Source organism: Gordonia gummivorans (genome assembly GCF_022513585.1).
Lineage (GTDB): Bacteria > Actinomycetota > Actinomycetes > Mycobacteriales > Mycobacteriaceae > Gordonia.
Genome location: NZ_JAKWBF010000006.1, coordinates 177,600 through 191,923, shown reverse-complemented (window position 1 = coordinate 191,923; position 14,324 = coordinate 177,600). Strand labels below are relative to the sequence as shown.

At 64.9% G+C, this 14,324-nt stretch carries 15 protein-coding genes; 9 read left to right on the top strand and 6 right to left on the bottom strand.

Features of this window, described 5'->3' with window-relative positions:
- Positions 1 to 60: 60 nt before the first annotated feature.
- Genes MKW15_RS06975 through MKW15_RS06965 form a run of 3 tightly spaced genes read right to left on the bottom strand, consistent with a single transcriptional unit; the run spans position 61 to position 2,401 of the window.
- Complete coding sequence (locus MKW15_RS06975) at positions 61 to 1,443, bottom strand: FAD-binding oxidoreductase (protein ID WP_240856862.1); 1,383 nt, start codon at positions 1,441 to 1,443, stop codon at positions 61 to 63.
- Positions 1,424 to 2,077: an NAD(P)-dependent oxidoreductase gene (locus MKW15_RS06970; protein ID WP_240856861.1), complete on the bottom strand. Its 654-nt coding sequence runs from the start codon at positions 2,075 to 2,077 to the stop codon at positions 1,424 to 1,426. The genes MKW15_RS06975 and MKW15_RS06970 overlap by 20 nt, the downstream gene beginning before the upstream one ends.
- A gap of 48 nt (positions 2,078 to 2,125) precedes the next feature.
- A complete protein-coding gene (locus MKW15_RS06965) occupies positions 2,126 to 2,401 on the bottom strand; it encodes a GlsB/YeaQ/YmgE family stress response membrane protein (RefSeq protein WP_240856860.1) in 276 nt (91 codons plus the stop codon).
- Between the two features lie 106 nt (positions 2,402 to 2,507).
- Here MKW15_RS06965 and MKW15_RS06960 point away from each other — a divergent pair, with 106 nt between their 5' ends.
- On the top strand, positions 2,508 to 2,960 hold the full coding sequence (locus tag MKW15_RS06960) for a MarR family winged helix-turn-helix transcriptional regulator (RefSeq protein ID WP_308221020.1): 453 nt from the start codon (positions 2,508 to 2,510) through the stop codon (positions 2,958 to 2,960).
- Between the two features lie 26 nt (positions 2,961 to 2,986).
- Positions 2,987 to 4,831 (top strand): MFS transporter, encoded by a 1,845-nt coding sequence (locus MKW15_RS06955; RefSeq protein WP_240856859.1) that lies wholly within the window; start codon positions 2,987 to 2,989, stop codon positions 4,829 to 4,831.
- On the opposite strand, the gene MKW15_RS06950 is transcribed toward MKW15_RS06955, so the two are convergent.
- The 3 genes from MKW15_RS06950 to MKW15_RS06940 form a co-directional block, all read right to left on the bottom strand.
- On the bottom strand, positions 4,818 to 5,276 hold the full coding sequence (locus MKW15_RS06950; protein WP_240856858.1) for a lipoprotein LpqH: 459 nt from the start codon (positions 5,274 to 5,276) through the stop codon (positions 4,818 to 4,820). The genes MKW15_RS06955 and MKW15_RS06950 overlap by 14 nt on opposite strands.
- A gap of 106 nt (positions 5,277 to 5,382) precedes the next feature.
- Complete coding sequence (locus MKW15_RS06945) at positions 5,383 to 6,240, bottom strand: ParA family protein (RefSeq protein ID WP_240856857.1); 858 nt, start codon at positions 6,238 to 6,240, stop codon at positions 5,383 to 5,385.
- A gap of 25 nt (positions 6,241 to 6,265) precedes the next feature.
- Entirely contained in the window at positions 6,266 to 6,463 is a 198-nt protein-coding gene (locus tag MKW15_RS06940) for a hypothetical protein (protein ID WP_240856856.1), read from the bottom strand.
- Between the two features lie 114 nt (positions 6,464 to 6,577).
- Between MKW15_RS06940 and MKW15_RS06935 the strand changes: the two genes are divergently transcribed.
- From MKW15_RS06935 to MKW15_RS06905, 7 genes are all read left to right on the top strand, one after another.
- A complete protein-coding gene (locus MKW15_RS06935; protein WP_240856855.1) occupies positions 6,578 to 7,051 on the top strand; it encodes an NUDIX hydrolase in 474 nt (157 codons plus the stop codon).
- A gap of 55 nt (positions 7,052 to 7,106) precedes the next feature.
- A complete protein-coding gene (locus MKW15_RS06930; protein WP_240856854.1) occupies positions 7,107 to 8,036 on the top strand; it encodes an NADP-dependent oxidoreductase in 930 nt (309 codons plus the stop codon).
- Between the two features lie 18 nt (positions 8,037 to 8,054).
- On the top strand, positions 8,055 to 8,891 hold the full coding sequence (locus MKW15_RS06925) for an aldo/keto reductase (RefSeq protein ID WP_240856853.1): 837 nt from the start codon (positions 8,055 to 8,057) through the stop codon (positions 8,889 to 8,891).
- 30 nt (positions 8,892 to 8,921) lie between these two features.
- Positions 8,922 to 10,100 (top strand): pyridoxal phosphate-dependent aminotransferase, encoded by a 1,179-nt coding sequence (locus MKW15_RS06920; protein WP_240856852.1) that lies wholly within the window; start codon positions 8,922 to 8,924, stop codon positions 10,098 to 10,100.
- A gap of 109 nt (positions 10,101 to 10,209) precedes the next feature.
- Positions 10,210 to 11,034 (top strand): type IV toxin-antitoxin system AbiEi family antitoxin domain-containing protein, encoded by an 825-nt coding sequence (locus MKW15_RS06915; RefSeq protein ID WP_308221019.1) that lies wholly within the window; start codon positions 10,210 to 10,212, stop codon positions 11,032 to 11,034.
- A gap of 219 nt (positions 11,035 to 11,253) precedes the next feature.
- Positions 11,254 to 12,462 (top strand): methyl acetate hydrolase AcmB, encoded by a 1,209-nt coding sequence (acmB, locus tag MKW15_RS06910; RefSeq protein ID WP_240856851.1) that lies wholly within the window; start codon positions 11,254 to 11,256, stop codon positions 12,460 to 12,462.
- 165 nt (positions 12,463 to 12,627) lie between these two features.
- On the top strand, positions 12,628 to 14,265 hold the full coding sequence (locus tag MKW15_RS06905) for an aromatic/alkene/methane monooxygenase hydroxylase/oxygenase subunit alpha (protein WP_240856850.1): 1,638 nt from the start codon (positions 12,628 to 12,630) through the stop codon (positions 14,263 to 14,265).
- Positions 14,266 to 14,324 lie beyond the last annotated feature (59 nt).

The following is a 14,324-nucleotide window of genomic DNA, read 5'->3' as shown; positions in this document are numbered from 1 at the left end:
TTTTTCGGCACGACCCAAGCGCATTTGCCCAGTTCAGAGGCCGACTACTGAACCTTCGGATCAGCCGAACAGCACCCCGGGATTGAGCAGTCCCTGCGGATCGAGGCCCTGCTTGATCGACCGCATCACCGAGCGGTCGATGTCGCTGCGGCCGAGGTGAATCCACGCGGCCTTGGCGCGGCCGATGCCGTGTTCGGCACTGATACTGCCGCCGTTCGCAGCGACGATGCCGAACACCCGCGCGGTCACCGCCTCGGCGTCACCCTCGGGCACGTCGAGCAGGTTGACGTGGATGTTCCCGTCACCCACATGACCGAACAGGATTGGGCGACAGGGATGTTCGACGATCTCGCCGACCGCCGTCAACTCCGCGAAGGCTTCGGGCAGGGCCCGGATCGGCACCGAGATGTCGAGCTTCACGACCGGCGTCGTGCTGGCCCGCGCAATCGTCTCGGTGTGGCTCTCCCGCACCGCCCACAGCGCACGGGCGGGGCCCGGCTCGAGGACGGCGTCCACGATGCCCGACGCCTCGTCGAGCAACTCCGCAACAGCCTCTTCCACATCGCCGGGACCCGACAACTCGATCAACACGTAGAACGACGCCGTCGACGCGACCGGACGCCGATGTCCGTGCTCGGCGACCAGCGCGACCCCGGCCTCGGTCATGATCTCGGCGGCCTCCACCGTGAGACCACGCGCCCCGGCGGCACCGATGAGTCCGATCGCGTCCTCCACATGATTGACCGCTGCAACGGCAACAGTCGTGTGCCGGGCCGGTGACACCAGCCGGAACAGCACCCCGGTGACCAACGCGAGCGTCCCCTCGCTGCCCGCGAGAAGTCCCGGAAGATCGTATCCCACATTGTCTTTCACCAACGACGACCACCGTCGCAGAATCCGGCCGTCGGCGAGCACGGCCTCGATACCCAACACCTGGGCGCGCGTGTTGCCGTGGCGGATCATCCGGATACCACCCGCATTCGTCGCCACAACACCTCCGGCGGTGGCCGTTTCGCGTGCCGCCAGGTCGATGGGAAACGCCAACCCCGACCGTGCCGCCGTCGAGTCGATCGCGTCGACGGTGGCACCGGCCTGTACCCCGACGCATCGGCCCACTTCGTCGATGTCGTCGATGTCGGTCATGCGTGCCGTCGAGAGCAGGATGACCGGTCGCGCGCCGACGCCCCGATCACCGGGCGGAACCGAACCACCGACCAGCCCGGTGTTGCCGCCCTGAACACAGATCTCGACACCCTCGGTGGCGCACAACCGGACGACGTCGGCGACCTCGTGCACCGTTCGCGGCCGGACCACCGCCTCCGCCGATCCCCGATACCGTCCCGTCCAGTCGGTGAAGTACCCGACGGTTTGCGACGGATCGGTCAGGACATGGGCGTCTCCGACGATCTCACCCAGACGGATCTCAGTCAGTTGGGAGAGCATCGGTGATCGGGGTTGAGCCGTCGTCGAACTCGATCACCTGATGGGTGGTCGCGGGTGCGTTCACCACCTCCGCAATCACCTGTGCCACATTGGCGCGGCTGACCTCACTGCCCGCCGTGCGTTCCCCGCCCACCGAGATGCGGCCGCTGCCGGGTTCGTCGGTGAGTTTGCTGGGCCCGAGAATCGTCCAGTCCAGCGACGTCGACTTCAGATGCGTGTCGGCCGCCGCCTTGGCGTCGGCGTAGGCGAAGAACGAATTGTCCTCCGGCACTCCGTGGTCGGGGCCCGCCCCGAAGTACGACACCATCACATAGCGCTTGACGCCGGCGGCCGGCGCCGCATCCATCGACCGGATGGCCGCATCACGATCCACCGCGTACGTGCGCGATGGATCGCCTCCACCGGCGCCCGCCGACCACACCACCGCGTCCTGCCCGGCCAGGACCGACGCGATCCCCGCGGTGTCGAGTTGCTCGATGTCGGCGACCAGCGGAGTCGCCCCGGTCGCGGACACGTCGTCGGCCTGTGCGGGATTGCGGATGATCGAGGTGACCTCATCACCCCGGTCACTCAGAATCTTCGCCGCACGCAGTGCGATCTTGCCGTGGCCGCCGATGATGGCGATTCGAGTCACGTGTGATTACCTCCCAGTTGACTTGTCTGTTTGTCAGACCCTGTCAGCTCAAACCCTGCTGCGTCCCCGACCCCGGACCAGTCCGACGATCCACAACAGGATGCAGGCACCTGCCAGACAGGTCACGAAGCTGAAGATCAGGCCGCCGCCCTTGACGTCGACTCCGAAGAGATTCAGCAAGAAGCCGCCGAGCAGACCGCCGACAACGCCCACCACGATGTTGAGCAGTATCCCCTGCTGCGCGTCGGTCTTCATGATCTTGCTGGCGATCCAGCCGGCGAGTCCGCCGATGATGATCCAGCCGATGATTCCCAATCCGAGCATTGTTCCTCCAGTTGGCTTGGGCGGGTCCCGACCTACGCCCACCGTACGCCCGACAAGATCGCTTTACGGTTCGATTACTTAGCACTAAGCAACTAATAATAGTTGCGTGGCGAAACAAATGACTGTGGGCAGCGACGTGGGCACCGTGTACCACCAGCTCACCCAGATCAACCGTGCATTGCGGACCCGAGGCGGCCAGGGCAGCCTGAGTGCCGGCGTGGCCGCTGCGCTCTGGACCATCGTCAACCACTCGCCGATCCGGCTGTCGACGCTCGCGCAACGCGAGTCTGTGACCGCCCCCACGATGTCGCGCATCGTCGGAACGCTCGAAGAACAGGGCTACGTCGCGCGGACCGTCGACCCCGACGACGCACGCGCTCGCCTGTTCACGGCAACACCCGCCGGCATCGAACTCATTCGGAATGCACGGTCGCGGCGGGCGCAATTGCTCGCCGAGGCACTCGAGGAACTCGACGACGCCGATCGCGACGCGGTCCATCGCGGCCTCGCGGCACTCGCCGACGCACTCGAGATCTGCGACCGCCCCAGCCCCCTCTGACCTCTCGACAGTCACAAAGGACACTCATGACGACCGTCTCCCCCGCCACCATGGCCCCCGACGACACGACGCCGGACGGCTACAAGTGGATTGCCCTGTCCAACACCACGTTGGGCATGCTCATCGCGACGATCAACAGCTCGATCGTGCTGATCGCACTCCCCGACATCTTCCGCGGTATCCATCTCAACCCGCTGCTGCCCGAGAACACCAGCTACCTGCTGTGGATGATGATGGGCTTCCTCGTCGTCACCGCCGTCCTGGTGGTCAGCTTCGGCCGGCTCGGCGACATGTTCGGGCGCGCGAGGATGTACAACCTCGGATTCCTGATCTTCACGATCTCGTCGATCTTCCTCGCCATCACCTGGTTCGACGGCTCGCAGGCCGCTGTCTGGCTGATCTTCTGGCGCATCGTCCAAGGCATCGGCGGCGCCTTTCTGATGGCCAACTCGTCGGCGATCCTCACCGATGCCTTCCCACCAAGCCAACGCGGACTCGCGTTGGGTATCAACGGTGTTGCGGCCATCGCCGGATCGTTCCTGGGTCTGCTCGTCGGCGGCATCCTGGCACCGATCCACTGGCACCTGATCTTCCTCGTCTCGGTTCCCTTCGGCATCGTCGGCACCGTGTGGGCGTATCTCAAGCTGCGCGACACCGGAGTTCGCAAGCGCGCCCGGATGGACTGGTGGGGCAACATCACTTTCGCGGTCGGACTGGTCGCGGTCCTCGTCGGCATCACCTACGGCATCCAGCCCTACGGTGGACACGCCATGGGCTGGACCAGCCCGATGGTGCTGAGCTGCCTCATCGGTGGCGCGCTCGTCCTGATCGCCTTCGTCTTCATCGAAACCCAGGTCGAGAGCCCACTGTTCAACCTCCACCTGTTCCAGAATCGGTCCTTCACCTTCGGCAACATCGCCAACCTGATGGCGTCGATCGGTCGCGGTGGCCTGCAGTTCATCCTCATCATCTGGTTGCAGGGCATCTGGCTGCCGCAGCACGGCTACAACTTCGAACAGACTCCCCTGTGGTCGGCGATCTACATGGTGCCCTTGACAATCGGCTTCCTGATCACCGCTCCGCTGTCGGGTGCGCTCTCGGATCGCCTGGGCACCAAGTGGTTCACCACTTCCGGCATGCTCCTCACCGCGGTGGCCTTCGCCGGGCTGATCGCGTTGCCGGTGAACTTCTCGTTCTGGGTGTTCGCGGTGATCCTGTTCCTCAACGGCGTCGGCATGGGACTCTTCTCGTCGCCCAACCGGGCCGAGGTGATGAACAGCCTGCCCATCGACGCCCGCGGCTCCGGCTCCGGCATGATGACCACCTTCCAGAACGCGGCCATGGTGCTCTCGATCGGGCTCTTCTTCAGCCTGATGATCAGCGGACTGTCGGCGCACCTGCCTGCGACGATGGCTTCCGGCCTGACCGCGAACGGCGTACCCGCCGACCAAGCGGCCCAGATCGCCGGACTACCGGCGGTGGCCGTGCTGTTCGCAGCCTTCCTCGGCTACAACCCGGTGCAAGAACTACTCGGCGACCACATCTCGAGCCTGCCCGCGGCCAACCAGCACACGCTGACCGGCCTCGACTTCTTCCCACACCTGATCAGCGATCCGTTCGCCGACGGTCTGACTTCGGCGTTCACCTTCGCCATCGTGTGCTGCATCATCGGCGCGATCGCGTCGCTGTTCACCGGTGGACGCAAAAGCGCAACGGAGACAGCCGAAGTCGAGACACGTTCCGAATCGCTGGGTGCCGAACTCGCCGCCGTCGCAGCCGACGCATCGATGGAGGCGCCGAGCGAGCTGATCGACGAACCCCAGATCAACGAACCCCAGATCAACGAACCCCTGTCCGTCAGGGGCAGGTGACCTTCATCTCGAACTGCTTGGTCTGCGGGCCGGCAGTCGGGTTCGACAGCGAGACACCCGTGACCTCGCCGCTGATCGTGTAGTTCTTGCCGTCCTTGGTCGCGGTGGCGTTCTTACCGGTCCCCTTGACCCAACCGTAGTTGACGCCGTCGGTGGTCGCGATCCCGACGGTCTCGACCTGCGGCGAGTCACCCGAGGTCACGGTGGCGCCGATCGCTCCGGTGCCGGTGGCCGAACCGATCCCGATCACCACTTTGCCGTTCTGCTCGGCACACGCCACGGTCTTGCCGGTGACATCGACCGACTCGCCGCCCACCGTGACCGTGGCACTGCCCGAGTTGTTGGTCTCGACCGACGCCGAATCGTCGTCGTCGGACCCACAGGCCGACAGCGTGACGGCGAGGCCGACGACACCGATGACGGGAATGATCTGGACTTTGCGCATGACAACGCTCCTGTTCTGAACGAATCGTCGCGCCGGTCGGCGTGATGCCCAAGAACGCTAGTCTTCGGCGGCCACCGACGCGGCGAGTCCGCCAGAATGATTGGGGTCAGCCAAGTTTCCCGTCGGCTTCGACGAGGATTGCGCGAGTGAGATCCCGGAACTGCTCGTAGTGGCCGTGATAGCCGTACTTCGCGTGCAACGTCGGCCACGGTGCGTACTCGGCGGCGGCACCGATCACGTTCGCCTCATGCAGGTAGATGGGGAGGACGTTGTGGATGGTCGGGTCCCGGCGCAGGCGTCGGACCGTCTCTTGATGCAGCGCCGACGACGGGCGGTACTTCGAGATCACCACGCCGAGTTCGACGATGGACCGTCCGATCTCGGCACCAAAGTCGGCCACCTGCCGCTGGACATGTGGAATCGCGTACGTGGACAACACATCCGGGATGGTCGGGATGATGTACGCATCCGCCATGGCGAGACCGTTGAGACTGAACGGGCCGACGTTGGGCGGGCAGTCGATGAGGATGTGGTCGTAGCGATCAACGATGGGCGCGAGCGCTTTTCGTAACAGGCCTATCGCTTCGGCATGGTCGTCGGCGGCCACCCGGCGTGCGCTCAACTCCTCCTGCAGCTCGATGAGGTCGAGCGACGACGGGAGCAGGTCGATGCCGTCGACATCCGCGACCGGGGACACGTCACGTGCGATCGCACGGTCGAGGTCGAAATCGGTGGTGCCGTCGAGTGCGTCGGCGAACAGGGTCGCGACCGTGCGGCGATCCTGGTTGCATTCGAGCCAGGCCTCGGCGCCGATCATCATCGTCGTCAGGTTGGTTTGCGCATCGAGATCGACGAGCAGGACCCGCTTACCGAAGACCCCGGCCAGAAACTCGGCGACGCCGGCGGTGAGCGTCGTCTTGCCCACGCCGCCCTTGAGACTGATCGTCGCGATCACCGTCGGCATGGCACATGCTAACGCCCCGCCGCGGTCAGTACGTGGTGTTGTTGTTCTTCTTCGACGACCGCAAGAGCATGAATCCGCCGTAGATCGCGAGCGCGATGATGGCGATCCAGAACAGTCCCTTGAGCAGCGGCCCGATGATGGCGAGCGCGAGCAGGGCGACCGCAATGATGCCCAGGACCTTCCAGAAGGTGAGTCCGCTGTTGGTGTGCGTTGGTGTTGTCATGACTCCACTGTGGCGCGAGTTCGGGCAGATTTCACCTGCTCAGCGCCGATCTCGGTGAAAGTTCAGGGATCACCCTGAGGGTCGCAGCAGAATCGTCACAGGCAGAATGGTCGTGTGCCGATACCCGAGTTCATCCGCGAGTTGCGTGAACATGTCGGTCAGCGTCCGCTGTGGCTGTCCGGCGTCAGCGCGATCGTGCTCGACGACACCAATCGCATCTTGCTGACCCATCGCGTCGACACCGGGCAATGGGCCGTGGTGTCGGGGGTCCTCGAACCCGGCGAGGAACCGGCGCGCGCCGTGCTGCGCGAGATCGTCGAAGAGACCGGCGTGACCGCCGAGGTCGTCCGGCTGACCAGTATCGACGTGACACCGACCATCACGTATCCGAATGGTGACCAGACGCAATACCTCGACCTCTGTTTCCTGGCTTATCACCGCTCGGGTGAACCGCATGCCGCCGACGACGAGAACACCGAGGTGGCCTGGTTCGCGCCGGACGCACTGCCCGACGACCTGTCGGCGACGTCGCGCCTACGCATCGAGAAGGCGCTCGCCGGCAGCCTGGAAACGTGGTTCGCACGCTGAGCGGAAACTCCGGTCTCGTGGAATATCCGCGCCGGGCGATCGCCTTGAACCCGATATGACCACATCCACACGAATCGTTGCGACCGCGTACGGAGAGCCGACCACCGTCCTCGGCCAGGTAGAAGAAGAACTGCCACCACCGGGTCCCGGACAGGTCACCGTGCAGGTGCAGGCCGTCGGCGTCAACCCCATCGACCTCGCCCGGGTGACCGGCCGGATGGGTGCCGACGAATCGAAGCTCCCGCTCGCGCTCGGCTTCGAGGCGTCCGGCGTGATAACCGCCGTCGGCGACGGCGTCGACCGTGAGGTCGGCGACGAGGTGATCGCCTACTCGGTCCTCGGCGCCTATGCGTCCGCACTGAACGCCGACGACAGCAAGATCCACGACAAACCGGCAGATCTCGACTTCGAGCGGGCCGCCGGGCTGCTGCTGGTCGGCGAGACCGCGGCCGATGCCGTCGCCACGGCGAACGTCAGCGCCGGCGACATCGTGCTGGTGCACGGCGGTTCCGGAGCGGTCGGCTCCGTCGTCGTGCAACTGGCCGTCAAGGCCGGGGCGACGGTGATCGCCACCGGATCATCGGCCAATCAGAGCTTCATCAGCGGACTCGGCGCGCTTCCGGTGACCTACGGTCCCGGCCTTCTCGACCGGGTGGTCGCGGCAGCACCCGGCGTCATCACCAGCACCATCGACGCCGTCGGCACCGACGAGGCCATCGACACCTCGCTGTCTCTGCACTCGGCCGACAAGATCGTCAGCATTGCCGCGTTCGGTCGTGGCGGCGACGGCATCAAGCTCGTCGACGGTAGCTCCGCCGAGAGCAAAGCCCATCGCGCACAGGCGATTCCCGACCTCATTGCGTCCGCGGCATCGGGCGAGCTGGTCACCGAGATCGCCTCGACCTACCCGCTGGCCGACGCCGCCAAGGCCCTCACCGAACTCGGCGGCTCACACCCCCGCGGCAAGATCATCCTGATCCCGTAAACCCTCGAAAGGAGCGATATGGTAACCCCCGCAATCACTCTCAACAATGGTGTCGAGATCCCACAGCTGGGTTTCGGCGTGTTCCAGATCCCGCCGGCCGACACGAAAGCGGCAACACTGACCGCATTCGAGGTGGGCTACCGGCACATCGACACCGCCGAAATGTACGGCAACGAAAAGGAAGTCGGCCAGGCGGTGGCCGAGTCCGGACTGCCTCGTGACGAGGTGTTCATCACCAGCAAGCTCAACAACAGCTTCCACGCCTACGACGACGCTCTGCGCGCCACCGATCAGACCCTTGCCGACCTGGGTGTCGACGCCGTCGATCTGTTCCTGATCCACTGGCCACTGCCCGACGTTGGCGATTACGTCGAAACGTGGCGTGCGCTGGAGAAGATCCACGCCGACGGCAAGGCCCGCGCGATCGGGGTGTCGAATTTCCAGCAGGCACATCTGCAACGCCTCTTCGACGAGACCGACATCGTGCCGGCCGTCAACCAGATCGAGGTACATCCCTACCTGTCCCAGAACCCGTTGCGTGAGTTCAACTCCGAACACGGCATCGCGACCGAGGCGTGGTCGCCGATCGCCCAGGGCGACGTCCTCGACGATCCGGTGCTCGGCAAGATCGCGTCGGAGAAGGGTCGTTCGGTGGCGCAGGTGACCTTGCGCTGGCACATCCAGCGCGGCGACATCGTGTTCCCCAAGTCGGTGACACGGTCCCGCGTCGAGGAGAACTTCGCGCTGTTCGACTTCGAACTGTCGCCCGAGGACGTGGCCGCCATCGAGGGGCTGAACAAGGACAAACGACGCGGACCCGATCCCGACACGTTCAACTGGGTGCCGGAGAGCTGACGCCGTCGAGCTGTCGAGCACAATGAGGGCATGAGGATCTCGCGACGTGCCCAGCGGGTGGCGCCGTTCTACGCGATGGAGTTCGCGAAGAAGGCAGCCGCGATCGACGCGCAAGGGCACGACGTGGTGAAGCTGAACATCGGCGAACCCGACTTCGGTGCACCGCCGGCATTCCTCGAGGCAGCTCGTGAGCTGACAGACGGCCGCCCTCTCGCGTACACGCCCGCACTCGGTCTGCCCGAATTGCGCGAGGCGATCGCCGACTTCTACTCGCACCATTTCCGGGCCGAGGTGACCGCGGATCGGGTCGCGGTCACCTCCGGCGCGTCGGCGGCGCTTCTGCTGGCGTGCGCGGCGCTCATCGATCCGGGTGACGGTGTCCTCATCGGCGATCCGTCGTATCCGTGCAACCGCCAGTTCGCGGAGAGTTTCGGCGCCGACGTCACCCTCATCCCCACCACGCCGGCCACCCGCTTCCAGCTGACCACCAACGCCGTCGACGCGGCATGGACGAACACGACGCGCGGTGTAGTGGTGGCGACGCCGTCCAACCCGACCGGGACGTCGATGCCCTACGACGAACTGGTCGCGATGTGCGATCTGGTGTCCGAGCGCGACGGCTGGACCATCGTCGACGAGATCTATCTCGGTCTGTCCGACCCGGGCCCCGACGGCCGGCCGCCGCGGTCGGTGCTCGCCGCAGGTACCGCAGGCACCCAGGAAGCGATCGTCGTCAACAGCTTCTCCAAGTATTTCGGGCTCACCGGATGGCGCCTGGGCTGGTGCATCGTTCCCGAGTCCCTGATCGACGTCATCGAACGTCTTGCCCAGAACTTCTACGTCTGCCCGCCGACGCCGGCCCAGTTCGCTGCGCTGAGTTGCTTCACCCCGGAGTCGTTGGCGGTCACCGAACGTCGGCGCATCGAGTTCGCCGACCGGCGCCAGATCATCATCGACGGCCTCGCCAGTATCGGCCTCGAGGTTCCGGTGGTGCCCGACGGCGCCTTCTACGTCTACATCGACGTCGGCAACACCGGCCTCACGTCGTCCGAGTTCTGCGACCGCGCACTCACCGAAGCCCACGTAGCACTTACTCCCGGAAAGGATTTCGGCGTCGCGGGCGCCGAACGGTACGTGCGCCTGTCCTACGCCGCGTCGGCCGAGGACCTCACCAAGGCTGTCGAGCGACTCGGCACCTTCCTCGCCTGACACCCTGTGTCTTGTTGGCTAATCTGTGTGCTGCAGCACCCAGGTTGTCCGAGAAGGCACTGAGTGTTCTCGGACGGAACCGAAGCGGACGTGGCCGCGTCCAACTGTTATGACCATCTACGCCGCAGATTCTTCAGGGCTGATCTTTCGAGCCAAAGTTCTCGAGGCCGGCCTCACCGACGACGACCTGCGCAGGTCGCTACGCCAGGGTGAGATCGTCCGGGTGACTCGCGGAGTCTTTGCAGTGGCCGCGAAGCGCAACCCTGAGGAGGTCCACCGTCTCCGGGCGCTCGCCGCAGCAAAGGACAACCCTCAACGACCCCTCACCCATCAATCCGCGGCGGTGATTCTGGGACTGCCGATGCTGCGTCCAAACCTTCGCCGCGTTCACACGACAGCGCGCACCGGCAAGGGCTTCCGGACGACAACACACCACTGTCACGTTGCGCAGTACGACGATGAGGACATCGTGACCGTCGACGGTGTGCGCGTCACCGGCATCGAACGCACCGCCGTGGAAGTCGCTTGCACCGCAAAGGACTTCGCGGCTGCGTTGACGATCTTCGATTCCGCTCTGCGAGCCAAGGCCGACCGCGAGGTGATGGCCAGAATGCTCACCGATCGTCGACGAGGAACTGCTCAGGCGCGCAGGGCACTGCACCACGCAGACGGGGCGGCTGAGAACCCTGGCGAATCCTGGAGTCGGGCGCAGCTGATCGAAGCCGGGCTCCCTCCCGCGCGACTCCAATACAAGTTCTTCGACGCCGACGGCAACGAGGTTGCGCGCACTGATTTCGACTGGGACGGAAAGCTCGTCGGGGAGTTCGATGGAAAAGTGAAATACAAGAAGCTGCTCCGGCCGGGCGAGGACCCCGCCGAGGTCGTGATCCGGGAGAAGGCGAGGATGCACTGCGACGAATGGGGATCATGGTGATCCGCTGGGTGTGGAGAGATCTCGAGCAGCGAAAGCTGGTCGCGATGGTCCGGGAGTGGCTCGTCAGCCTGCACCTGATGCCCGCAGCGTGACGCGACACTCTGTGTCCAGTCGGGCCATCTGGATGCTGCAGCACACAGGTTCCCCGATTCGACCCAGAGTGTCGGGCAGCCTCCTAGGGTGAGCCACACACCCGTCGCCCATCAAGGAGGATGAGCCATGAGCACCCCGACCATCGATCCGAAGAAGGTTTCCACCGCGGTCGACGAGGTGGTGCAGGCCGCGTCGACGGGCGACGATCGGGTGCCCGGGGTGGTCGCGGGCGTCACCACGGACACCGAGACGATCTATCTCGGCCGGTCCGGGCGCCGGGCCATCGACGACGAGCAGCCGATGACCGACGACACCGTGTTCGCCATCTTCTCCACCACCAAGGCCATCACCGGCACCGCGGCGCTGCAGCTCGTCGAGGACGGTCAGCTGGATCTGCAAGCGCCCGCGCGCGAATACGTGCCCGCGATCGGCGAATTGCAGGTCATCGAGGGCTTCGACGACGACGGGTCGCCGAGACTGCGCAAGCCTGCGTCCGACATCACCACGCACCACCTGCTTACCCACACCGCGGGTTTTGGATACGACTTCTTCAACGAGACCTACAACCGGCTGGCCACCGAACAGGGTCAGCCGAGCATCATCGAGGCGACCAAGACCGCGTTGCGCACGCCGCTACTGTTCGACCCCGGAACCAAATGGGAGTACGGCAGCAACATCGACTGGGCGGGTCAGGTTGTCGAGGCGGTCAGCGGACAACGGCTCGGCGCCGTGATGAGCGACCGGATCTTCAGTCCGCTCGGCATGTCCAACACGTCGTTCGACCTGTACCCCGACACCGACGGTCGACGCGCACGGATGCACCATCGCGGCGAAGACGGTTCGCTCTCGCCCAACCACAAGTGGGCACTGCCCGCCGACCCCGAGGTCCACATGGGTGGACACGGGCTCTACTCGACGGTCGGCGACTACCTCAAGTTCATGCGGATGTGGCTCAACGACGGCATGTCCGACTCCGGTGAGCAGGTGCTGAAACCCGAAACCGTCGAGATGGCCGAGCGCAATCACCTCGGCGATCTCAAGGTGACCGCCCTGCCCGGCGTCATCCCGGCCCTCTCCAACGACGCCGAGTTCTTCCCGGGAATGCCCAAGTCCTGGGCGTACACCTTCATGATCAACGACGAGGACGCGCCGACCGGCCGCCCCGCGGGCGCACTGGCGTGGGCCGGGCTGGCGAATCTGTACTACTGGATCGACCGGCGCAACAAGATCGGCGGCTACTGGGCCACCCAGATCCTCCCCTTCGCCGACGCCATCTCAGTGGGCCGCTACCTCGAGTTCGAGACCGCCGCGTACAACGCCCTCGGCGCCGACTGAAAGCCTCCCACCTGGTCATTTGCGCTGCTGAACCCCTGCTGACCGATCTCACATCGGTCGTTGTCTCACAGTGAGACGTATGTGTTGCAGATCACAAGGTTGTATCAAAGTCGCTCCAGCCCAGCAGGCCGGCACCGCGTCGGCCTTCTCACGAGGAGGCGCACATTGAGCAGGCAGAGCTTGACCAAAGCACATGCAAAGATCACCGAACTGTCCTGGGAACCCACCTTCGCCACTCCCGCGACCCGCTTCGGCACCGACTACACGTTTGAGAAGGCCCCGAAGAAGGACCCGCTCAAGCAGATCATGCGGTCCTACTTCCCCATGGAGGAGGAGAAGGACAACCGCGTCTACGGCGCCATGGACGGCGCGATTCGCGGCAACATGTTCCGCCAGGTCCAGGAACGCTGGCTCGAATGGCAGAAGCTGTTCCTGTCGATCATCCCGTTCCCGGAGATCTCCGCGGCCCGCGCGATGCCGATGGCCATCGACGCCGTGCCCAACCCGGAGATCCACAACGGTCTGGCCGTGCAGATGATCGACGAGGTTCGTCATTCGACGATCCAGATGAACCTCAAGAAGCTGTACATGAACAACTACATCGACCCGGCCGGCTTCGACATCACCGAGAAGGCGTTCGCCAACAACTACGCGGGCACCATCGGCCGGCAGTTCGGCGAGGGATTCATCACCGGCGACGCCATCACCGCCGCCAACATCTACCTGACCGTGGTCGCCGAGACCGCCTTCACCAACACCCTGTTCGTCGCGATGCCCGACGAAGCGGCCGCCAACGGCGACTACCTGCTGCCCACCGTGTTCCACTCGGTCCAGTCCGACGAGTCTCGGCACATCTCCAACGGCTACTCCATCCTCCTGATGGCACTGGCCGACGAGCGCAATCGTCCACTGCTGGAACGTGATCTGCGCTATGCGTGGTGGAACAACCACTGCGTGGTCGACGCCGCGATCGGCACCTTCATCGAATACGGCACCAAGGACCGCCGCAAGGACCGGGAGAGCTACGCCGAGATGTGGCGTCGCTGGATCTACGACGACTACTACCGCAGTTACCTTCTGCCACTGGAGAAGTACGGCCTGACCATCCCGCACGACCTCGTCGAAGAGGCCTGGAACCGCATCACCAACAAGCACTATGTGCACGAGGTGGCCCGGTTCTTCGCCACCGGCTGGCCGGTCAACTACTGGCGGATCGACCCGATGACCGACAAGGACTTCGAGTGGTTCGAGGAGAAGTATCCCGGTTGGTACAACAAGTTCGGCAAGTGGTGGGAGAACTACAACCGCCTCAAGTATCCGGGCAAGAACAAGCCGATCGCCTTCGAGGACGTCGACTACGAGTATCCGCACCGCTGCTGGACCTGCATGGTGCCGGCCCTCATCCGTGAGGACATGGTGGTCGACAAGGTCGACGGCCAGTGGCGCACCTACTGCTCGGAGACCTGCGCGTGGACCGACAAGGTGGCCTTCCGTGGCGAGTACGAGGGCCGCGAGACCCCGAACATGGGGCGGCTCACCGGCTTCCGCGAATGGGAGACACTGCATCACGGCGGCGATCTGGCCGACATCATCACGAACCTCGGGTACGTGCGTGACGACGGCAAGACGCTGATCCCGCAGCCACATCTGGATCTCGATCCGGACAAGATGTGGACGCTCGACGACGTGCGCGGCATCCAGTTCGGCAGCCCCAACGTGGCGCTGAACGAGATGTCCGACGAAGAACGCGAGGCCCACGTCGCCGCGTATCGCGCCAACAAGAACGGGGCCGTCACGGTCTGACGACCCCGCCCGGCAACGGTGGACGACATTCGCAGGTCGCCCACCGTTGCCGGCCCGAC